19 protein-coding genes are annotated in these 21881 nt (G+C 69.1%); 8 read left to right on the top strand and 11 right to left on the bottom strand.

All coding sequences use genetic code 11. The features are described 5' to 3' along the window. Positions 1–5 precede the first annotated feature (5 nt). The 9 genes from HDA40_RS40595 to HDA40_RS40555 all read right to left on the bottom strand — a co-directional run bounded on the left by HDA40_RS40595 (position 6) and on the right by HDA40_RS40555 (position 10671). Positions 6–2645 (bottom strand): phospholipase D-like domain-containing protein, encoded by a 2640-nt coding sequence (locus HDA40_RS40595; RefSeq protein ID WP_253763405.1) that lies wholly within the window; start codon positions 2643–2645, stop codon positions 6–8. A gap of 27 nt (positions 2646–2672) precedes the next feature. After that, positions 2673–4214 carry a metallophosphoesterase family protein gene (locus HDA40_RS40590; RefSeq protein ID WP_253763404.1) on the bottom strand — a complete coding sequence of 514 codons (1542 nt, stop codon included), beginning with the start codon at positions 4212–4214 and terminating at the stop codon, positions 2673–2675. Then, positions 4211–5026 carry a carbohydrate ABC transporter permease gene (locus HDA40_RS40585; protein ID WP_253763403.1) on the bottom strand — a complete coding sequence of 272 codons (816 nt, stop codon included), beginning with the start codon at positions 5024–5026 and terminating at the stop codon, positions 4211–4213. The genes HDA40_RS40590 and HDA40_RS40585 overlap by 4 nt, the downstream gene beginning before the upstream one ends. After that, entirely contained in the window at positions 5023–5970 is a 948-nt protein-coding gene (locus HDA40_RS40580; RefSeq protein ID WP_253763402.1) for a carbohydrate ABC transporter permease, read from the bottom strand. Before HDA40_RS40580 ends, HDA40_RS40585 begins: the two co-directional genes overlap by 4 nt. Then, the gene (locus tag HDA40_RS40575; protein ID WP_253763401.1) at positions 5967–6782 is read right to left on the bottom strand and encodes an inositol monophosphatase family protein; all 816 of its coding nucleotides are present in this window, start codon (positions 6780–6782) and stop codon (positions 5967–5969) included. The genes HDA40_RS40580 and HDA40_RS40575 overlap by 4 nt, the downstream gene beginning before the upstream one ends. After that, positions 6779–7468, bottom strand: coding sequence for a glycerophosphodiester phosphodiesterase (locus tag HDA40_RS40570; RefSeq protein WP_253763400.1), 690 nt, complete (start codon positions 7466–7468; stop codon positions 6779–6781). The genes HDA40_RS40575 and HDA40_RS40570 overlap by 4 nt, the downstream gene beginning before the upstream one ends. 14 nt (positions 7469–7482) lie before the next feature. After that, positions 7483–8823: an ABC transporter substrate-binding protein gene (locus HDA40_RS40565; RefSeq protein ID WP_253763399.1), complete on the bottom strand. Its 1341-nt coding sequence runs from the start codon at positions 8821–8823 to the stop codon at positions 7483–7485. A 241-nt stretch (positions 8824–9064) separates the two neighbouring features. After that, positions 9065–9496, bottom strand: a complete 432-nt coding sequence (locus HDA40_RS40560) for a hypothetical protein (protein WP_253763398.1) — start codon at positions 9494–9496, stop codon at positions 9065–9067. 170 nt (positions 9497–9666) lie between these two features. Beyond that, entirely contained in the window at positions 9667–10671 is a 1005-nt protein-coding gene (locus HDA40_RS40555) for an inorganic phosphate transporter (protein WP_253763397.1), read from the bottom strand. Between the two features lie 201 nt (positions 10672–10872). Between HDA40_RS40555 and HDA40_RS40550 the strand changes: the two genes are divergently transcribed. The 4 genes from HDA40_RS40550 (at position 10873) to HDA40_RS40535 (ending at position 14532) form a co-directional block, all read left to right on the top strand. Next, complete coding sequence (locus HDA40_RS40550) at positions 10873–12372, top strand: FGGY-family carbohydrate kinase (protein ID WP_253763396.1); 1500 nt, start codon at positions 10873–10875, stop codon at positions 12370–12372. Between the two features lie 139 nt (positions 12373–12511). After that, on the top strand, positions 12512–13294 hold the full coding sequence (locus HDA40_RS40545) for a DeoR/GlpR family DNA-binding transcription regulator (protein WP_253763395.1): 783 nt from the start codon (positions 12512–12514) through the stop codon (positions 13292–13294). Between the two features lie 64 nt (positions 13295–13358). Then, the gene (locus HDA40_RS40540; RefSeq protein WP_253763394.1) at positions 13359–13733 is read left to right on the top strand and encodes an NAD(P)-dependent oxidoreductase; all 375 of its coding nucleotides are present in this window, start codon (positions 13359–13361) and stop codon (positions 13731–13733) included. 76 nt (positions 13734–13809) lie between these two features. Continuing rightward, the gene (locus tag HDA40_RS40535) at positions 13810–14532 is read left to right on the top strand and encodes an MgtC/SapB family protein (protein ID WP_253763393.1); all 723 of its coding nucleotides are present in this window, start codon (positions 13810–13812) and stop codon (positions 14530–14532) included. Positions 14533–14743: 211 nt separating this feature from the next. Here the strand turns inward: HDA40_RS40535 and HDA40_RS40530 are convergent, their stop codons facing one another. Continuing rightward, positions 14744–16162 (bottom strand): S41 family peptidase, encoded by a 1419-nt coding sequence (locus HDA40_RS40530; RefSeq protein WP_253763392.1) that lies wholly within the window; start codon positions 16160–16162, stop codon positions 14744–14746. Between the two features lie 71 nt (positions 16163–16233). After that, positions 16234–17865: a putative bifunctional diguanylate cyclase/phosphodiesterase gene (locus tag HDA40_RS40525; RefSeq protein ID WP_253763391.1), complete on the bottom strand. Its 1632-nt coding sequence runs from the start codon at positions 17863–17865 to the stop codon at positions 16234–16236. Between the two features lie 663 nt (positions 17866–18528). Here HDA40_RS40525 and HDA40_RS40520 point away from each other — a divergent pair. From HDA40_RS40520 to HDA40_RS40505, 4 genes are all read left to right on the top strand, one after another. Further along, on the top strand, positions 18529–18909 hold the full coding sequence (locus HDA40_RS40520) for a hypothetical protein (RefSeq protein WP_253763390.1): 381 nt from the start codon (positions 18529–18531) through the stop codon (positions 18907–18909). 132 nt (positions 18910–19041) lie between these two features. Then, positions 19042–20142 carry a sensor histidine kinase gene (locus tag HDA40_RS40515; protein ID WP_253763389.1) on the top strand — a complete coding sequence of 367 codons (1101 nt, stop codon included), beginning with the start codon at positions 19042–19044 and terminating at the stop codon, positions 20140–20142. Further along, positions 20139–20792 (top strand): response regulator, encoded by a 654-nt coding sequence (locus HDA40_RS40510; RefSeq protein WP_253763388.1) that lies wholly within the window; start codon positions 20139–20141, stop codon positions 20790–20792. The genes HDA40_RS40515 and HDA40_RS40510 overlap by 4 nt, the downstream gene beginning before the upstream one ends. A gap of 48 nt (positions 20793–20840) precedes the next feature. Next, a complete protein-coding gene (locus HDA40_RS40505; RefSeq protein ID WP_253763387.1) occupies positions 20841–21806 on the top strand; it encodes a GlxA family transcriptional regulator in 966 nt (321 codons plus the stop codon). The last annotated feature ends 75 nt before the right edge of the window (positions 21807–21881 follow it).

Raw genomic sequence — 21881 nt, 5'->3', positions numbered from 1 at the left:
TGCGGTCAGCAGGTCTGTGCGCAGTTGCGCAGGCCGTAGCGGAGGTAGAGCTGGGTGCCGCCGTTGCCGTCCCAGTCGTCGACGTAGACGACCGTCAGGGTGCCGTTCTGGTCGACGCCGATGGCGGGGTCGTCCTGCCGGTTGGCGGTGAAGACGCTCAGCCGGCTCTCGGGGAACAGGTTCGTCGTCGCTCCGGTCGGCCCGACGCCGCGGGCCCAGACCTCCGACCCGCTGCTCGCGCTGGTGAGCCCGGTGGCCTGTCCCGTCTCGTGCCAGGTCACCACGGCGTTGCCGGCCCCGTCGACCGCGACGTCCGAGTGGGCCTGACGTCCCACCCGATCTGACTGGTACGCCGTCTGCGTCGTCACCGCGTACGCGCCGGTGGTGTCCACCGACCAGGTGTAGATGGGGCCGCTGACGGTACGCGCCGCGAAGGCGGCCGTCGTGCCGGTGAACCCGCGCACGTAGATCTGTTGTTGCGGGTTGCCGTCGGAGCCGGTTCGGCCGGTGTAGTCGTCGGTCCACGTGGTGTACCAGGTCCCGCCGGATCCGATCGCCACGGCGGGTTCCCATTGCTGGCCGTCGGACAGGTCGCCGGTGTGCACGGCGACGATGGAGCCGAAGACGCCGGCGAGGGTGCCGGTGATGCCGCGGATGCTGTAGCCGCCGTTGCCGTCCTCGTCGTCCTCCCAGGCCAGCACGGTGGTACCGGACGAGTTCACCGCGACGTCCGGCTTGTGATACGTGCCGCCGGCGACCGCTTGGACCGGCACGTCATAGCCACTGGACACTGTGGAGAGCCGGGCGTCGGCGGCCGAGAAGGAGGCGTAGCGGATCGAGCTTGCGCCCGCGGTGGACAGGTCTTCCCAGGCGACCGCGAACCGGCCGTCCGGCACCACCGCGACCGACGGCTGGCTCTGGTCCCCGTCAGCCTGGCTGTTGACGTTGACGATCGAGGTCATGGTGCCGTCGGGGTGTACCCGGCGGGATCGGATCTCGTATCCGCCGTTGCCGTTGCTGTCGTCGGCCCACACCACGACGGCGTCGCCGTTGGACGCCAGTCCGACGTCGGGCGTCTTGTAGTTCCAGCCGGTGCTGCCGCCGGTGCGGACCACGACCTCGGACTGGCGTACGCCGTCGACGAACCGGCCCAGCCGGATCTCGTTGCCGGTGCCGGTGAGCAGACCGGAGCTGAAGGCGACCACGCTCGTGGTGTGCCCGTCGGTGCCGCGATAGGAGGCCACGGCGGGTTCGAACTGGTCGCCGGTCGCGCTGGCGTTGGCCGTCGAGAAGACGGCGTTGGGGTAGCGAGACGGGGCGATGTCGATGACGGCGGTCTTGATCGCGTCGTAGTCGGCGACGAATCCGTTGTAGACGATGGCGTCGTCCACCCGGATCAGGGTTTCGTCGTTCTTCTTCAGTGCGCCGTTGGTCAGGTTGTGCGAACCGGTGTAAACGTAGGCGTGGGTCGAGCCGTCTTTGCGGGATACGCCTTGGGTGAGCAGGTACTTCGAGTGCGCGCTGCCGTCGGAGCACTCGCTGTTGACGCCGGAGCCCACCGCGAAGAACGACTGCCGGCAGCCGCCGGGGTCCATCGAGTACACCCGGATGCCCCGCGCGGCCAGGCCGGCGATCGCGTCCTGATGCTCGCCGGTGGCCACCTCGACCGTGCAGCCGGCGTCGGCCTTGTCGCCCAGGGCGTCGATGACCTCCGGTCGGGCGGCCCGGAAGCTCCACATGACCATCCTGATGATGTCGTCGGTGGCGGTCGTCGAGCATTGCACGTCGTCGATGGCTGCGGCGAACACGTCGTGGCGGGTGCTCCCGGGGTTGAAGGACGAGGTGATCTCGGTGTCCTCGGCGGTGCTCGGAGAGTTGCGTGGGGAGAACCAGATCCGGAACGCTCCGGCATCCACATGCCCGGTCTCGTACACCTTGGTGGTGCCGGTGACGGCCACCTTCCGGGCGGCATAGTCGCGGTACGCGGTGGCCAGCGCGGCGTTGCCGGAGACCTCCACCATGTTCTGGAACATCTGCTGCTGCGGGTTGGTCGGGTTGTTCGAGGCGACCACGGTCACGTCGGTGCGTCCGTCCGACAACGCGCTGAACACCCAGAACTTGTTGTGGTCGATCCCGACGCCGCCGCCGGCGCAAGAGGCGTAGCACTGCTTCACCCAGGACCCGGTCGCGCTCGTGGAATACGCGGGCAGTCCAGCGACGAGCGAGTCGACCTGCACCGACTGGTCGCAGACCGCCGGGTCGCCGTCGGTGCACGCCTCGATGAGCAGCCGGACCTTGACGCCACGACCGTGCGCGGCCAGGAGATGGTCGGTGATCGCCTGGTCGGTGAACGTGTACAGGGAGGCGTACAGGGTGGAGCCGGCGGACGACGCCTGGACGAGCGAGTCGATCTCGTCGCGCAGCCCGGTCGTCTGGTACGGGGTGAACTGCGACCCGGTCTTGTAGGGGTCGGGCGTGGCGTACGCCGAGTCGGGCACCGGGTCGAGGTTGGGCCGCAGGAACAGGACTTTGGTGGAACCGCTGGTGACGGTGACGGTGCTGGCCGCGGCGAGGCCCGGGGTCAGTACCCCGGAACCGGTCGCGGTCAGGACCACCAGAGCCAGTGCCAGGAGGGGGCGGCGCATTGTGCTCCCTTCGGTGGGTGACGTGCCTCAGGAACGTGCGGGAAGGCGCAGCCGGACGTTGCGGTCCAGGGCGCCACCGACCGCACCGGTACGCCCGGCGCGGACGGCGTCGTTGTAGGCCAGCTCGCGGTGCAGCGAGGCCAGCCAATTCGACGTGTAGCGGTCCGCGCCGGGGACGGCGGGCGCCACGTGGTCGATCAGGGTGCTGGTGATGCAGACGCCGCCGTCGCGTTCCCGGGCGATCTGCAGGGTCCGGGCCTGCACCGGCCAGTCGGCGATCGCCGCGGTCGTCACCTCGTAGAAGCCGCCGCCGTCGCCGCGATGGTGGGCGACGATCCGGTTGGCGTGGTGGTGGCCGTTGAGCCACAGGATCACGTTGCGGCAGCCCACCGCCAGCCGCAGCAGCTCATCGGCGTACGCGCGCTCGCCGGGATGGTCCGGGCAGACCCCGTAGCCGTTGCGCAGCGAGCTGGTGGCGTGATGCGAGGCGAGCACGATCAGCGGATCGTCCGGGCCTTGGGCTCGGAGCTGGTCGGCGAGCCAGTCCAGTTGCGGCTTGTCGATGCTGCCGTCCCAGTGCCCGTGCGGATTGTCGGTGTTGAGCACGACGATCCGCAGCCCCGGCACGGGGTCGTAGCTGTAGTAGGCGGTGCCGTCGCGTTCGTTGGCGGCGGTGAAGCCGTGCCCGGTCGGCCTTGCGTCGGGATGCCGGTGAGCGAGCACGAAATCGGCCGCCGAGGCGAACGCGCGGCCGGGCACGGCCGGCACCGTCCGGGTGGGACCGGACAGCAGCGTCATCGGATCGGCGAGGAACTGTTGCAGGGCCTGCCGTGTCTCGGGATCGGGCAACGCGATCGGTTTGCCGTCGCCGGTCGCCAGTGCGGCGAGCGTGGCTCGCCCTGGTCCGGTCGCGGCGGAGCCGCCGACGAGCAGATCGTGGTTGCCCAGGCAGGCCAGCCACGGATGGCCCAGACCCGGTACGGTGAACGCGGTGGTGGCAGCCTCCAGCAGACCCGGATGGGTGGGATAGCCCCACAACTGCTTGTACCGGTCGTCGCCGGGGTCTGGCTGCCAATACCAGGGGTCGGCCCAGTCCAGGCGTTGCGGCCCGTGGTAGCCGTGCGGGCTCAGCTCGACCCGGCCGCCGTCGAGCAGCGCGAGATACGCCGACAGTTCGTTGGTCTGGGCGTTGTCGATGTTGTCGCCGGTGACGACGCAGACGTCGAGGTCGAGGCCGGCCAGCGTCTGGATCATCGCCGCGGCCGCGTGCGGGGCAAGCGCCTCGTGAGGCCGGAACACCCAGTCCACCAGGCCGCCCCAGCCGTCCGCGCCGGCACCCGTACGCATCGCGAAGTCCAGCCGCGCGGGCGTGCCTGGGTCGACGATGTGCAGGTCGGTCAAGTGGCCGAGAGTGGCGATGACGGTACTGCCGCCGCTCGGCGCCGGTCCGGGCACGAAGTCGGTCCGCGTGGAGTGGACCTCACCGGGGGCGGATCGCAGCCGATGGTAGGGCGCGGCCGTGCCGTTGCCGGCGACGTCGCCGACGGCCAGTGTACGTTCGACGGTCATCGCACCGCTCCTGCGGTCAGCCCGCGCACGATATGGCGCTGGAACAGATAGATCATGATCAGCATCGGGATGATGGCGAGCACGACGCCCGCGAAGATGACATCGGGTGCCCGCTCCTCCACGGAGTTGAGCTGCGCCAGGCCGATCTGCAGGGTCTGCATCTTCGGGGTGCTGGTCACCAGCAGCGGCCAGAAGTAGTGGTTGTAGCTGCTGATGAACGCGTGGATCGCCAGCGTGCCCAGGGCCGGACGGGACAACGGCACGAGGATCTTCCACAGGAACCGCAGGTGCCCGCAGCCTTCGACTTTGGCCGCCTCCCACACCTCGCGGGGGAAGCTCAGGAAGAACTGTCGCATGAGGAAGGTGCCGAAGCCGGCCGCGAGGAAGGGCAGGAACAGCGCCGGGAAGGTGTTCATCAGGCCCCAGTCGGCCATCGTCAGATAGTTCGGAATGATCATGGACTCGGCGGGTACCGCCATGGTCGCCAGGAACATGCCGAACGCGAGCTTCTTGAGCGGGAAGTTCAGGAAGGCGAAGACATAGCCCGACAGCACCGAGGTGACCAGTACGCCGGCCACGATCGCCAGCGACACCAGGATGCTGTTGGCGTACTGGCGTCCCAGCGGGATCGCGTGCAGCACGTCGGCGAAGCTGCTCGCGTGCAGGCTGGTCGGGAACAGAGCGGGCGGGAACCGTGTGAGGTCGTCGCGGCTCATCACCGAGCCGGCCACCGCGTAGTACAGCGGGAAGACCACCATGGCGACGAGGACGACGAGGCCGGCGACGGTACCGGCGCGGCGCAGCCGGATCACGAGTAGAACACCTTCCGTTGCAGCACGCGGAACTGGATGGCGGTGATGGACATGACCAGGAGCAGGAGCACGACGCCTTGCACGGAGGCCAGGCCGAAGTCGGAGGCGCCGAAGGCGAAGGCCGACTTGTACAGGCCGTAGACCAGCGTGGTGGTCGCACCGTCGGGTCCACCGCCCGTCATGATGTTGATCTCGCCGAAGGTCTGCAGTGAGCCGATCGTCGAGACGACGAGCATGAAGAAGATGGTCGGCGTGAGCAGCGGCAGGATGATGCCGCGCAGGATGCGCCATCGGCCGGCGCCGTCCAGCCGGGCGGCCTCCAGCAACTCCTCCGGGATGGCCTGAAGTCCGGCGGAGAACACCAGCACGGCGTAGCCGAGGTCCCGCCACACCGACACCGCGGCGACGCTCGGCAGGGCGGTCGCGGGGTTGGTCAGCCAGTCCACTCCGGACAGGCCGAGATGGCTGAGGATGCCGTTGAACACGCCCAGGCTCGGGCTGTAGAAGGCGTCGAAGACCACGGCGGCCGACGCCGCCGAGAACGCGAACGGCGTGGCCATCAGAGTGCGGAAGAAGCCGACCCCTTTGACCTTGGCCTGCAACGCCACCGCCAGCGCGAGCCCGATGACCACGGTCGGCACCACCGTGCAGACCGCGAACAGCACCGTGACCGGCAGCACGCCGCGCAGCTTCGGATCGCTCAGGAAATCGGCGTACCGCTCGAAGCCGACGAAGTTCGTGGCGTTGCCGAAGATGTCGCTGCCGTGCACGCTCAGCCAGATCGTGCGACCCAGCGGGTAGAAGACGAACAACGCGAAGACGATCGTGGACGGCACGAGGAACGCCGCGGCGATCGCGATCTCAGCCGGCCGGTACCGCGGTCGCCGCCGTCCGGGCAGCGCTCCGGCGATCGCCGGTGCCGTTCTTTCCACCACCGTGGTCATGACGCACCGACTGCCGCCGCTGGGGCTGCGGCGCGCCACAGCCCGAGGATCTCGTCAGCGGCACCGGGAACAGCGGCCAGTACGCCGTCGGCCGGTACGCCTTCGTCCACGCCGTCCTTGGCGGAGACGTGGGCTCCGCCTTCGCGGGCGATCAGCGCTCCGGCAGCGACGTCCCACAAGTTGTACCGGCCCGGCAGCAGCGCCCCGGCCGCCCGGCCGACGCCGACGCTGGCCAGGGCCAGGGCGCAGGAGCCCATGATGCGGGTCGCCCCGAAGCGGGCCGCGACCTGTGTCAGCACGTCGAACATGCCCGGCCACGGCTGATTGCCCGACCACTCGGTGAGCAGGATGCCGCCCGCCAGGCCGGTGGCTGATCCGCATCGGGCCGGCTCGCCGTTGATCCACGCGCCGCCGCCTCGCACGGCGCTGAGAACCTCGGCGCGGGCGGCGTCCGCGACGACGCCGACGGCTACGCCGTGCTCGTCGTAGCCGGCCAGGCTGAACGATGCCCATGGCAGGCCGTGGACGAAGTTGGTGGTGCCGTCGATCGGGTCGACGTACCACGTGAAGGTTCCCGTCGAAGGGCTGTCGGCGGCGCCGTACTCCTCGCCGATCACGCGATGCTGCGGGTAGCGGCGGGCGATCTCACTCCGGGTGTGGCGCTCGATCGCCTGGTCGAAGGGTGTCACCCAGTCCGCGGGGTCCTTCTTGGTCGCGGCGTCGTCCGGCTGCGGCTTGCTGGCGGCCATCGTCGCCATCGCCGTTCGGGCCAGGTCCACGGCGAAGTCGTGCAGTTCCTGGAGATTGCTCATGATCGGTTCGCATTCGTCAGGGTCGGCCGCACCGCGGCCAGGTCATTGCTGATGAGACCTTCGACGTCCCAGGCCAGCGCCCGCTTGGTGGCGGCCGGGTCGTCCACGCAATAGGTCCACATGCGATACCCGAGGTCGGCGGCGTGGTGGACGGACTGTTCGGTGAGGCTGTCGAAACGCAGGTTGAGCGCCTGCGGCCTAACCGACTGCAACAGATCGTCGGGCGGCAGGTCCGGGCCGACCCAGGACAGCACGATCTCCGCCTCGGGCAGGCGCTCGCGGACAACCGTGAGCACCTGCCATTCGCCGATGAAGACCGACCTGTCCAGTGCGCCCACCGCCCACAGCGTGGCGGCGACGGCAGGTACCAGCGCCGGCTCCTTGTTGTCGACGACCAGCCGGATCGGCACGGTCTCGGCGACCTCGGCGAGCGTGGGGATGCGCTCGTCGGGATCACCGGTACGCAGGCGCTGCAGCTCGTCGAGGGTCAGCTCGCCGGGCGTACGGGGCACGCCCCAGAAGCGTTCGAGGGTCCGGTCGTGCAGCAGGATCGGCGTGCCGTCGCTGCTGGAGCGGACGTCGAACTCCACGGCGTCGGCGCCGAGATCGCTCGCCAGCCGCAGGGAGGGGAGGGTGTTTTCCGTCCGGAGCGTGGGAGCGCCCCGGTGTCCGACGAGTGTCGTCACGGTGAGGTGCTCCTTCAGCTGCCGACGGACTTGTTGTACGCCGCGATCACATCGGACATGGAGCTCTGGGCGTCGGTGATCGCCTTGTCGGCGGTGGACTTGCCGAGAATCACGGACTCGATGACGTCGTTCATCTTGTCCCGCGCCTGCGGCATGACGCCCATGAGGCAGCCGCTGCTGGGCGGGGTGGCGGCGGCGTCACGCAGTTCGGCTCCGGGCTTGGCGAAGTCCGGATAGGTGGCCAGGACGTCGGTGAATTCCTTGGTCTGCGCGGCCGTCGTCACCACCGGGATGTATCCGGTGTGCGCGGCCCAGTAGCCCTGCGCTTCGGGCGAGGCGAGGTACTTGAGGAACTCGCCGGCTGCGGACTGCTGCGCCTTCGGGTGCCCGGCCATCGTCCAGATCGACGCGCCGCCGTTGAACACGCCGCTGGGCTGGGTGCCGTCGGGCCGGATGTAGTTGGCGACACCGACCTCGAACTTGGCGCCCTTGATGATGTCGCGCAGGTTGGCGGAGGTGAACGGCAGCATCGCGGCGCGGCCGGCCTGGAACGCCGCCGACGCGTCGGTGTTGTTACGCCCGACGTTGAGCAGGTTGCTGTCCTTGACCAGCCCCGCCCAAGTGGTGACCACGCTGCGGAGCTGATCGTTGTTCCAGCTCACCGAGGTCGACCGGCCGGACCGGCCGTTGTCCTGGTCGCAGTACTGCACGCCGCCGGCGGCGAGCATCTGCTCCACCAGCCAGCCGTCGATGGAGGCCACCACGCCGTACTGCGTGACCTTGCCACCGGAGCTCACGGTCAGCTTCTTGGCCGCCTCGGCCAGCTCGCTCATGGTGGTCGGCGGCTTGGCGGGGTCCAGGCCGGCGTTCTTGAACGCGGTCTTGTTGTAGAACAGCATGGGTGCCGAGGCGTTGAACGGCAGCGACTGCAGCTTGCCGCCGATCGTGTAGTACTTGGCGATGCCCGGCTCGATCGTGTCGGTGGCGATGCCGGCCTGGGAAGCCATCTCGGCGAACGGCACGGTGGCCTTGGTGTCCACCATGAGCTGAGTGCCGATCTCGAAGACCTGCACCAGGTTCGGCGTCTGCCGCGACTGCACCGACGCCTTGAGCTTGGTGAGTGAGTCGTTGTACTTGCCCTGATACGTCGCCTCGACCTTGATCTTGCCGGTGTGCTGCTGGTTGAACTGGTCGACCAGGTAGGCGACGGCCTCGCCGTTGGCGCCGGCCATGGAGTGCCAGAAGGTCACGGTCTGCTGCCCGTCGGCGGCGGCGCCGTCGCCGTCGCCGCACGCGCTCAGGCCGAACACGGTCACCGCGGCCAGTGCTGCGGCGAGGTGGCGTCTACTCAACATTGATTCCTCCAGATAAGCCACTGGGCCGCGGTGAGGGGTTGCGGCCGACATGAGCGGCACATGTGAGATTTAACATCCAGGACGTTGTTTTCACAAGAGTTTCATCATCGCGGACCATGGTCGAAACAGAAAGCCGAGGTGAAGCGACGTTATCGGGCCGTTTCACGCTAGGCAAGATCACTCTTCGACAGCGAAGAGTGCACATAGATTGCGCGAATTTCACATCACTGGAAGCGCTTCATCACGCCATCGGCCAATGCGTCGCCAGACGCCGGCCGGCCAGGTCGAGGCGGCCCAACAGCAGGATCGTCACGAGGTCGCGCCCTGGGACAGGCTCGGCCGGCAAGTCCGAGACAGCCAGCTGGTAGGCCGCCCGCACGCCCGGCTTCTTGGCGGCCACCGCCGCGAGCGCCGCGTCCCGCGGCCCGGTCGCCAACAGTCCCACCGCCACGTCCAGCCGGCTCAGCGCGTCGGCGAGCCGATCTAGCACCGGCCCGTACACGGGCTGTGGCAGTTCGCCGAACAGGTCGAACTCGCGCACGAAGTCGCGTACCGCGTCGAGCACGTCGTCGACGCTGCGGGAAAGCCGGAACAGATCCTCACGGTCCACTGGCGAGGTCGCGCTGCGGCGCAGCCGTCCGATCAGGTCCCCACGGCGGGCCGTCGCCCTCATGCTCGATCTCTGCGACGAGCTGCCGGGCCACGGCCGGCGGCAGCTGGCCGTCGACGAGCCGGCGGGCCAGCACGACCCCACGGGCGGCACAGCTGATCTGCGCACTCACGTGGTCGACAACGACCGGTCGTTGCCTGAGGACAGTTCCCTGACCAGCCCCGGCACCCGGCTCAGGACACCGCCGACGCCACGAGCGCCGCGCCCACACCACCGGCCAGGAAGGCCACGGGCAGCGTCAGCATCCACGCCCGGCCCAGACCCAGGACCTTCAACCATCGAACTCTCCTCGCACCTCGGGAGAGCCCGGCTCCCACCAGGGCGCCGGACATCGACTGCGTCATGCTCACCGGAGCGCCGACGGCCGCGGTGCCCAGAACGACGCTGGCGCTGGACAATTCGGTCAGCACGACACCGTCCTGACGGGCCACCGCCAGCCCGCCACCCAGCGGCCCCAATCGACGGAGGCCAAGCGCGCCACCGATCAGGAAGCACGCTGCGATCACGGCCGCGACCAGTGGCGAACGCGCGTACCGGTCCGGTCCGCCACCGAGCAGCACCGCGAACACCGCGATCATCTTCTGCCCGTCGTTCGCGCCGTATGCCAGGCAGATCGCCCCGAATCCGCCCAGGTGCAGCCATCGCAGGCGGCGCCCGGCACCGCCTCGGTCGCGCGCGGTCGGCGGCAGGGCCGCCAGCAGACGTCCGGCGATCAGCGCTACGGCTGCCCCTACCAGCGGCGCCACTGCCGCTGCGCCGAGCACCCGGGCCACCACGGCCCAGTCGACGGCGGCCGCCGCGCTTCCCATCAGCCGCCCGCCCAGGCCGGCTCCGGTGATACCGCCGATGAGCGCGAGCGTCAGGCTGGTGGGCAGGCGGCGGGCCGCGAGCGACACCGTCACGGCGACCGCCGCGACGATGCCGCACAGGACCTGGGCACGGGCTGAACCGCCGGCGGCGCCGGACGGGACGAGCCGGCTGTCCAGTGTGCTGGCGACCGCCGTTCCGACGAGGACCGGTGTCGCGATCACGGCCACGGTGAGCAGCATCAACGCGGCCGAGGGACGCAGTCCTCGGATACCGACACCGACGCCTACCACGACACCCGCGTCGTTGAAGCCGGTGAAGGTCGCGAACAGCGCGGCGATGCCAAGGACGGCCGCGGAAGCAAGCGACACGAGACCTCCGAGATGTGAAGATTTCATCGACATATGTGGCATTCGAGGGAATGTCGTGCACTGGCAGCCGACCGCCGAGCGGCCACATAACCCCAGTAAGAGAGGGGAATCGAGAACCGCTCGGCTAGCACGAACGTTAAGTCGATGTTATCATAACGCCCGCAAGTGTTCACTTCACAGGAACGGGAAGCTGCGGCGCGCATGGGAACAGAGCATCCGACCGGCACCGATCTCTGGGCCGGCGTCGACGTCGGGACACAGAGCCTTCGCGTCGTGCTGTCCGACGAGCACGGCACCGTCGTCGGTCGAGGAGCAGGACCGCTGAGCAGCGTCCGAGTCGGCGACCGGCATGAACAAGACCCCGAGCAGTGGTGGCGGGTGCTAGGTGTGGCAAGCCGCCAAGCGCTGCGCGACGCGGAATCGACTGGAACGCAGCCGGACCGGCGGGTGCGTGCCATCGCCATCTGCGCCACCTCCGGCACCTTCCTGCTCGCCGACGACACCGGACACGCACAGACGCCGGGGCTGATGTATGACGACGCACGAGCCGCTGCCGGCTTCGACGCCGACCGCTGGCGCGCCCTGGACCATCCGGCCCAGCCGACCTGGCCGCTCCCCCGCCTCGCCTGGCTGATCCAGCACGGGCCGCCAGAACTGCGTCAGGGACTGGCCAGCGGGCGGCTGGGGCTCCGGCACTGCGGCGATCACCTCGCCGAACGTCTGGCCGGACACCGGGTCGACACCGACTGGAGCCACGCTCTGAAGACCGGCTACGACGCGGGCAAGCAAGCCTGGCTGGTCGCGCCGATGGAATACCTCGGCCTGCCCGACCGGGCGCTGCCCGAGGTCGTGCGGCCCGGCAGCACCATCGCCCGGGTCAGCGCGTACGGCGCCGAGCACACCGGATTCGCCGCCGGAACCCCGATCCGCGCCGGGATGACCGACGGCTGCGCGGCCCAGATCGCCGCAGGCGCCCTCGCGTCCGGCTCGTGGAACTCGGTCCTCGGCACGACGCTGGTCGTCAAGGGCGTCACCGACCAGCCGGTCGACGACCCGGCGGGGGTCGTGTACAACCATCGCCATCCCGACCACGGCTGGCTGCCGGGCGGCGCCTCCAGCGTCGGCGCGGGCGTGCTCGAACGCTGGTTCCCCGGTGCCGACCACGACGTACGCGATGCCGCAGCAGCCCGATTCGAGCCCGCCGGCGGTGTCCTGTATCCCCTGGCAGGACACGGCGAACGGTTCCCGTTCCTGCGCCCCGACGCGACGGCCTTCGAGTCTGGACGCTTCACCGACGACGACGATCGGTACGCCGCCACCCTGCAGGCCGTCGCCTACGTCGAGAAGCTGATCTATGCCCACCTGAGCAGGCTCGGGGCGACCGTGGGCGGGCGGCACTACATCACCGGCGGAGCGACCCGTAGCCGCTACTGGAATCAGCTCCGCGCCGACATCCTCGGCGTCACCCTCGAACTGCCCGCCACCACCGAACCGGCCTTCGGCATGGCCGTGCTCGCCGCCGCCGGCGACGGACTGCTCAGCGACACCGCCCACCGCATGATCCGGCGGGGCACCCCGATACCGCCTCGCCCGACCGCCGGCGATCGGTTCCTCTCCGCGTACGCGGCATTCGTCGACGCGCTGACCGCCCGGGGCTGGATCGACGAAGATCTGGCCCGGCACGCGCTGGAGAGCGCGTGAAGACTGTCGTCCTCGCCCGGCACTGCACGTTGGCCCCCACCGGCACGGTCGTCCTGGGTCTGGCCGACGACGGCACGCCGTCCTGTCTGCCGGCCTGCAACGGCTGGTCATGAAGGGTACGAATAGGAAGATGGCAGTCATGACGAGCGAACCGACCGACCGCAGCCGCCCAGCCCAGCGTCAGGCGGAGATCTTCGAACATGTGATGCAGCACGGCTCCGTCTCCGCCACCGATCTGGCCGACCTGTTCCACGTCAGCCTGATGACCATCCACCGTGACCTGGACGAGCTGGAACGGCAGGGCGTGGTCAGAAAACACCGCGGCGGCGTCAGCGCGCAGCCGTCCAGCGTCTTCGAAAGCAACGTCTCCTATCGGCTACGTGCGGCCCGGGCCGAGAAGATCGCCATCGCGCACAAGGCCCGCCAGCTGATCGAGCCCGGCATGGCGATCATGCTCGACGACTCCACCACGACGCTGGAGCTGGCCCGGCTGCTGGAGGACGCGGCCCCCCTCACCGTGATGACCAACTTCCTGGAGACCATCAAGCTGCTCAGCACGATCCGCGGCATCCGGCTGCTCGCGCTCGGCGGCGACTACTTCCCGACCCACGACTCGTTCCTCGGCGTACCGTGCGTCGACGCCATCGAAGCGCTGCGCGTCGACATGCTGTTCGCCTCCACCTCGGCGATCTCCGGCAGCTACACGTATCACCAGGAGCAGGAGATCGTCCTGGTCAAACGAGCGATGATCCGTGCGGCACAGCGCACCGTGCTGATGGCCGATCACACCAAGATGGGCCGCGTCGCCCTGCACCGTCTCGCTCCCCTGTCCGACATCGATCTGATCATCACCGACACCCAGGCCTCCCCCGAATCCCTCGTGGAGATGCGGGAGAACGGCGTGCGATATGAGATCGCCTAGCCCACCGATCCCCCACGTGGTCGGCCACCCTCGACCACGCTCGCACCACCTGCAGGAGCTCCGCATGACCCGCGTACTCGTCGCCGGCGATCATTTCGTCACCCCCGACCTCGTCACCGCCGCCCTCGACGCCCGCCGCGACCGGCTCGGCGAACTCGACGTGCGCACCCACACCGGACCCTGGCCGCACACGCCGTTCGGTCCCGTGGCCGAAGTCGACGAAGCCTCCGACATCGAGGACGAGCTCACCGCCGGGCACCTGCGTGCTGCCGCCTTCGACGTCTTCGACACCGAGCCGCTGCCGGCCTACTCGCCACTGCGCGCGGCACCCAACATCGTTGTCACGCCGCATCTGGCCGGCGCGACCGTCCAGACCGCCGAACGAGCGGCCGGGCTGGCAGCAGACGCCTTCGTCACGTGGCTGGCGTCGCGCCCGTGAACGCTGACCACCCCCGCCCCTCGCACCGCGTCGGCACCACCCGACGACCGACCGCCGACACCATCCGTGGGCTGCGATGACGCAGACGATCGCCGCCCTGGGCGGCCACAGCTGGACGCAGACCGCAGACCTGGCCGTTGCGCTGGTCCTGTCGACCGCCATCGGGCTCGAACGCGAGATCCGTCAGAAAAGCGCGGGGCTGCGAACCCACACCCTCGTCGGAATCGCCTCGGCGCTCATCATGCTGGTGTCCAAATTCGGCTTCGGGGACGTCTTCGGCGATCATGTCGCTCTCGACCCTTCCCGGATCGCGGCCCAGATCGTCTCCGGCATCGGTTTCATCGGCGGCGGCCTGATCTTCATCCGCGGTGACGCAGTACGCGGCCTGACCACTGCGGCGACGATCTGGCTCACCGCCGCGATCGGGATGGCGGCCGGAGCGGGGTTGTGGCCCATCGCGGTCCTCGTGACCGCCGGCCACTTTCTGGTGACGATCGCCTACACACCGCTGGCTGCCCGGCTCCCCCGATCGAAATACGCCCCCATCCGGCTCAGCCTGTCCTATCACGATGGTCACGGCGTCCTCCGCAACGCTCTGGCCGCCTGCACGGCACGTGGCTTCTCCGTGCACGAAATGACGATCGAACAACACGGCCGGGCAGGCGAAGCCGATGACACCGTATCCGTGTCGATGTCCCTCGCGGGAAGCCGCTCCATCGATGACCTGACCACCACGCTCGCCGGTCTCGACGGGCTCATTTCGCTCAGGAACGACGCGTCCGACGAAGTCCCGACGTAACGTCTGCGCCGGAACGCCGTCGCTCATGATGCGTACGCCCGGGCGACCGGGCTGCGATGGCAGCACCGCACGCGGGTTCGGCACCCCTCCCATCAACCACTCGCGGACGCCGGGTCTGTTCTACGGGAGGAACGGTCACAGCACGGTCAGCGTCGTCGTGACCGTGCCGTGGCCGCGCGCGGCGGCGGCTTCTGAGTGCCGAATGCCTCGATCAGATCGTCATCAAGGCCAAAGCCTTGTCCAGTGCGGGATCGCGGCCGGCCGACAGGTCGGCTGCCGTCATCGGGGCCGGGTAGTCGACCGCCACGCCGATGCCGTTGATGATCTCGCCGTTGGCCGACCGGTGGTGCAGTGGCGTCAGGAGCAGCACGCTGTTGTCGTCCAAGGCGTACGCGCTCGGCATGCCCGAGACCATGCCGGCGGTGCGGGCGCCCACCAGCTTGCCGAGCTGGAGATCCCGAACGGCGCCGCTGAAGGCGTCGCACGCCGATGCGCACCATCCGTCGGTGAGCAGCGTCACCGGCATCTTCAGCAGGGGCGTCGAGTCGTCGGTGCGGTGCGGTGTGCAGTGGTCGCGGACGTCGCAGTCCCAGCTGTAGATCTTGCCGTGCACGAGCGCGCTGAGCAGCTTGGCGACCTCCTCGTCGCGTCCACCGCCGTTGCCACGCAGATCGAGGACGACCCCGCGGATCCGATCGTCCTGCCGCAGCTCGGCGATCTTGCCGAGCACCTTGGCTGCCACGCCTGGGCTGAACGTCGGCAGGACGGCGTACACGATCCCGCCGGGCAGGACCCGGGCCGACACCGCCGGCGGTTGCGCGATCGGCAGAACTTCTTCGTGGAGGGCGACCGTCATGGTGGTGTCCGTGGCCGGCCGGCGGATCGTGATCCGGATCGTCTCGTCCGCGGACTGCGGCTGGAGCAGGCCAAGGACGCCCGGGGAAAGCATGCCGGCGACGAACAGGGGCACGCCGTTGACGGCCTCGATGATGTCACCGGGTCGCAGTCCGGCCTTGTCGGCGGCCGATCCGGGCTGGACGGCCCGCAGGTAGATGGGGCCGCTCGCGTCGCGGATGTTGGGCGTCGCCCGGCCTTCGGTGGTGACGGCGATCCCCAGACCCAGGCGTACGCTCGGCGGCGTCTGCTGGACGATCCACGCGTTGTGGTTGTCGTTCAGGGCGGTGATCATGCCCTGCATCGTGGCGGCCGCGAGGGCCTGTCGCAGGCCGGCATCGTCGGGCAACGTCGCCAGCACCCTCGCGTACACCGTGGCGAAGGCGTTCCAATCCCGGTCACGATGTCCGCTCAGCCGGGGCAGAGTGGCCGCCGCCCGGTCGAGACCTCGGCTCTGCAACTCCTGGGTGAACGCCGCGAACGCGGCGGTCAGCAGCGTGCGATCGTCCAAGATCGAACCGGCGTAGTACCGGGCGAAGATGCACTCGTATGCCTGCCGCAGCGTCGTGAGCGTGGTGGCCGTGGCCGGCGGGGCCGGTCCGTCGGAGGCGGGCCCGCATGGTGCCGGAGAGCCTGCGCTCGCCGCCGTCGCTCCAAGCGGTCCGCTTCCGCCGAGCAGGCTGTATCCGAGTGCGACGACCAACCCGGCGGCGAGCGCCGAGAACCTGACCTTCATCCGTTCTCCTTCGGTCCGGCACGCCGACCGGCGTACGTCCGAAGTAGATCGAGTCCGGTGTTGCCTAGGCGTTAATCGCGGACATGCTTGCGCCACCATTCAACGAAGTCCGCCGGGAGCATCGGCTCGCCCAAGTACCAGCCTTGCCCGATGATGCCCGGCAGCTGTGACAAAGCCTGCGTGGTCGCGTCGTCCTCGATGCCTTCAGCCACGACGACGATCCCCATCGTCCGACCGATCCCGTGAACGCTGTGGACGATCGCCTGACTGGCGCGATTGGACAGGAAATCACTGACGAAGGACCGATCGATCTTGATCTCGCTGAGGGGAAGACGGCGTAGTTGCTGGACCGATGCGTAGCCGGTGCCGAAATCGTCGAGCGACAGGGCGAATCCCGCGTCCGTGATGGCGCGAGCGGCTTGGGTGATCCTCGACAGGTCCGTTGCCAGAGCGCCTTCGGTGATCTCCACCATCAACTGGCGCGGATGGATGCCGGTGGCGGCCACTGCCGTTTGGAGCGCGCGCAGTAGGCCGTCATCGCGCAGGTCGTTGACACTGACGTTGACCGACGCGCGGGTCACGACGCCGATGTCGTTCCATGCCGCGAGCTGACCGGCCACGTGGTGCACGACGTGGCTGGTCAGCATGTGCATGATGTGGCTGGACTCGATAGCGGCGATGAGTTCGTCGGCGGGTACGGGTCCCCATTCGGGGTGGGTCCACCGGACCAGCGCCTCGACCCCCACAGGCCGTCGCGTGGCGAGGTCCACCTGAGGCTGGTACACCATGACGACCTCGCTGTGCCCCGCCGGCCGGCGAAGCGCGTCACCCATGGCGGTCAAGATGTCCAGCCGGTGCTGGGTGACGTCGGACGCCGTGGCCCGATACATCTCCGTGGGTCTGCCGGTGTTACGCGCATCGACCATTGCCAGCTCGGCGTTCTCCACCAGAGTCGCCAGATCGCGACCGTGCTCGGGGGACATGGCGATGCCTGCGACCGGGTGGAGGTCGAACGGTATGCCGTCGAGTTCGACGGGGTCGTCGAGGAGCCGCACCGCATTCGCGGCGATCTCCCGCGCTCGCTGCCTGGACGCGTCGGGCAGGAGGATGACGAACCCTTCACCCGCGAGCCGGCCGACCCGGTCATCGCCGAAGACGTGCCGCAGGCGCCGCGCGGCCACCGCGACGACCTGCTCGTACATGCTGCGGCCGAGACTGCGGCTCACCTCCAGGACGGCCTCGATATTGATGAACACGATCGCCAAAGGTCGTGGGTGCGCCCTGATCACGTCACTCTCGGTCAGTGACGCCAAGCCGACCTGGAGGCCACTCCGGTCGAGCAGACCAGTGACCGGCTCTCGCTGAAACCGTTGCCTCGATCGGGCTTGATCACGCCAGATCTGATTGAGGGCGAGCAACGGCAGCGCCACCGCGAGGCTCCACCATCCCGGCACGACGGTCAGTAACGGCGAGACGAGCACCATCGCGGCGACGGCCCCCAGCAGATCACCGCGCAGACTCGACGGCGTGAAACGGGATACATCGATGGTGGATATCCGCCGACCCACCAATATGAGCCCCAACGTGATCGTCGCCCATACCGCTATCGCCGGCACCAGGCCCAGCACGTCGCGCCCGGTCACGTCGACGCCCGGATGCGATATCGGCCGACCGCCCAGCAAGGCGATCGCCAGTTCCGCCACCGCGAGCGCGACGACGAGCCGGGCTGTCAGGAAGACCGCGCGACCGAGCGGCAGCCGTCGGCTCAGCGCCGACACGGTGCCGGCGACCGCTTGGACGACGATGGCCGGCGCGGCGCCCCACAGCACGAAGATCACGAGTGTGAAGCAGGCGGACAGAGTCGCGTGCGGAGCGACGCGAGCCCGTCGAGCCAGCGCACCCACCGGAACGTCGACCAGGACGGCCAGCAGGCTCAGCGACCAGAAGCCGGCGGGAGCGTCCGGCAGCAGCCTTAGCGTCGCAGGGACCGCCCACGCCATGAGCAGCCCAGCCGACCCCGCCAACAGCAGCATGAATACGGTCGGCCCAATCTGCTGCACTCGCCCACGCTGGCGCTGATCACCGGGCGCACCGGACGACCTTCGTACCCCAAGCGTCTTGGAAATCCAGACCATCGATGTCGCCGAACGTCACGGAACTCGGACACCATTGCCCAAACAGCATAATCAGACATATTGGCCTTAGTTACTCAATTGTAATCCCGCTCCCCCGCCTTCGAGCCAGCATCCGAGTACGCCGCGGAGCGTAGTGCGCCCAGTCTGATACGACCGATTACGTAGTTCTGCGGCCGCTGCTCGCAGGATGTCGATACGGCCGTTCTCGGCGATTCTGGCGGCATGCGACGAATGAGCACAGCAGCGTGGACGCCTACCCGGGTGGCGACGGTCGGCGGTCTGGTCGTCGGCGCCGCCGGGATCGCGACTCTCTGGGCAGCGGGGGTCACGTTCCCGTTCGCCGTCCCACCGGGAATGATCATCCTGTTGGCGGGTGCCATATTCGTGTCACTGGCCCGGTGGCGCTGGGCTCCGGGCCTGGGCGCCGGGCTGGGGCTGTTCGTCACGGTCGGTTTCTTGATCAGCCCCAGCGGGCTCAGCAACCTGTCCGGTGACGCCGGGGTGCCCATCGCCGTCGGCCAGGCCGTCCAGCTGGTCGGCGTGATCACCGCCTTCCTCGCCGGGGTGGCCGCGACCGCAGCCGCGTACCGAGAGCACGCCGGGATCCGCTGAGCGGCGTACGACCGGCACCTGGTGGCAGGCAGGCACCCGCGCCGCCGACCACGGAGGATCAAGGCCCGCCAGACGGCGTCGGCGAAGGCCGGCGAGCGTGCGAGTATGAGCACGGTGGGAGGCCCGACATCCATGAAGATCACCAATTCCCAGCTGGGGGACGGCGTCCTGGCTGCCGTGCTCGTCGTCTTCGGGCTCTTCGGCACGGCGTACGCCGAAGGCGAGACCACCGACGGGCGGGCCTACGCGCTCGTGGCGACGGCTGCCGCAATGCTCGCCCTGCGTCGCCGATGGCCGCTGCAGGTGCTCGCTGCCGTGTCGATCTGCACGTGCGCCTATCTGATCATCGGCTATGCCTACGGGCCGATATTGATCACCTTCATGATCGCCGCGTACACCGCGGCACGCCACGCTCCCCCGGTCCGGTCGGCGCCGGTCTGTCTGGCCGCACTGCTGCTCCTGCTCGTCCACTTGTTCATCCGCGACACCGCGCTCGGCATGCTCGGACTCATCCCTGTGTCCACGTGGGTCGTCGTACCCTTCGCGCTGGGTTTCACCCTCCGGCTGCGGCACGAGGCGGCGCTCCGGGCCAGAACGGAGGCGATCCGCCAGAGCGTCGACGACGAGCGCCTGCGGGTCGCCCAGGAGGTCCACGACATCGTGGGCCATGGGCTCGCCGCGATCAAGATGCAGGCCGACATCGCCCTGCATGTACTCGCCAAACAGCCAGGACAGGCGGAGCCGGCCCTGCTTGCCATCAGCCGCACCAGCGGCGAGGCCCTGGATGAGCTACGGGCGACGCTGGCGCCGGTCCGCCTGACCGGCGCTGACGCGCCACGCACACCGGTGGCCAGCCTCGCCCGTCTTGACGACCTGCTCAAGCGCATGGCCGACGCCGGCGTGCACGTACGCCTGCGGATCGTCGGGCAAGCACCGGCCGCGCTGCCCATCGACGTCGACCTGGCAGGCTACCGAATCGTGCAGGAGTCGTTGACCAACGTGCTGCGCCACAGCGGAGCCCGGCATGCCAGCGTCGACATTCGACACGAGACCGACGGGGTGCTCATCACCATCGCCAACCCGGTCACCGAAACCGCTCCGACCCAAGGCGGGCTCGGCACGGCGGGCATGCGCGCCCGCGTCCAGGCGCTGGGCGGACAATTCACCGCGGGGCATCAACCGCACGGCTGCTTCGAGGTCCGGGCCCACCTTCCCACCGGAGACCGAACTTGATCAGGATTCTCCTCGCCGACGATCAGGATCTCGTCCGCCTCGGCTTGCGTACGCTGATCGACAGCGAGGACGGCATGGTGTGCGCCGGTGAGGCCGTGGACGGTCTGGCCGCCGTCGCCGCCGCTCGCCGGGAACGGCCCGACGTCATCCTGATGGACATCCGCATGCCCGGCGTCGACGGACTCGTCGCGACCCAGCGGATCACCTCGGATCCGGCGCTGGCGGCCACCAAAGTCATCGTCCTCACGACGTTCGAACACGACCAGTACATCTTCGACGCCCTGCGCCACGGGGCCAGCGGCTTTCTCCTCAAGGACACGAAACCCGCCGACCTGCTCAACGCCATCCGATCTGTCGCCCAGGGTGACGCTCTCCTGTCGCCCTCCGTCACCCGCAGACTCGTACGCGAGTTCGTGACCGCCGTGCCCCGTACCGGCATCCCGCATCCGGCTCTGGACAACCTCACCAACCGGGAACGCGAGACGGTCAGTCTGGTGGCCGAAGGTCTGAGCAACGACGAGATCGCCGAACGGCTCGTGATCAGCCCCGCGACCGCACGCACCCACGTCAGCCGGGCGATGGTCAAGCTCGGCGCCCGCGACCGGGCACAACTCGTCGTCTTCGCGTACCAGTCGGGGTTGGCCAAGTAGCGCCCGTGCCATCGGGTGCTGAGGTGCGCGCTGCGTACCATCGGGCTCGTGAAGGAACGCGTCGTCGTCACGGTCGCGTACGACCACGCGGAACTGCTCGACATCGCGTGTGTGACCACCACCCTCGGCATGGCCAACCAGCTGGGCGCTCGCATCCCGTATCGGCAGCTGATCGCCACGCCGGCCGGGCGGCCCATCGAGTTGCACTCGGGCCTCGCCCTGACCGGGCAGCAACCGCTGGAGCGGCTGGTCGGGCCGGTGCACACGCTGATCGTCAGCGGTGGCCTCGGGCATGAGCGCGCGGCCGCCGACACTCGGCTGGTCGGGCATGTACGCCGACTGGCCAAGCTGAGCAAGCGGGTGGCGTCGGTGTGCACCGGCGCTCACGTGCTGGCCGCCGCCGGGCTGCTCGACGGGCGGAAAGCCACGACCCATTGGGGTTTCGCCGCACAGCTCGCCGCACGCTTTCCGACGGTCACGGTCGACCCTGATCCGATCTACATCCGCGACGGGGACGTGTGCACCGCCGCCGGAGTGACCAGCGCGCTCGACCTGACGCTGGCGTTCATCGAGGAGGACCACGGCCCCGACGTGGCGCGGACCGTGTCGCGCCATCTGGTCACGTACTTGCAGCGTCCGGGCAATCAGGCCCAGATGAGCATCTTCACCGCCGCGCCGCCGCCCGGTCACGATGTGGTACGCCGGTTGGCCGATCATGTGGCGAGCGGCCTGGACGGCGACCTGTCCAGCGCCACGCTGGCGGCGTACGCGGGCGTCAGCGAACGTCATCTGGCGCGCCTGTTCGTCGAGCACCTTGGACAGACCCCCGGCCGTTATGTGCGACAGGTCCGCATCGAGGCAGCCGCCAACCTGCTCACGTCGACCGAGTTGCCGTTGGCCGCCGTCGCCCGCCGATGTGGCTTCGGGTCGGCCGAAACGCTGCGGCTGGCGTTCGCCCAGCGCTACGGCACCACCCCGGCGGCGTTCCGGGCGACGCAGACCACCACTGGCTGACCGACGACGGGTACGCCGCCACGCGTACCAATATTCCGGACATCTCGTGGCGCGCGGCTCGACGTGCCCCACGGA

This window comes from Hamadaea flava, from assembly GCF_024172085.1.
Classification (GTDB): Bacteria; Actinomycetota; Actinomycetes; order Mycobacteriales; family Micromonosporaceae; genus Hamadaea; species Hamadaea flava.
This window is presented reverse-complemented; position numbering and strand designations above follow the sequence as displayed.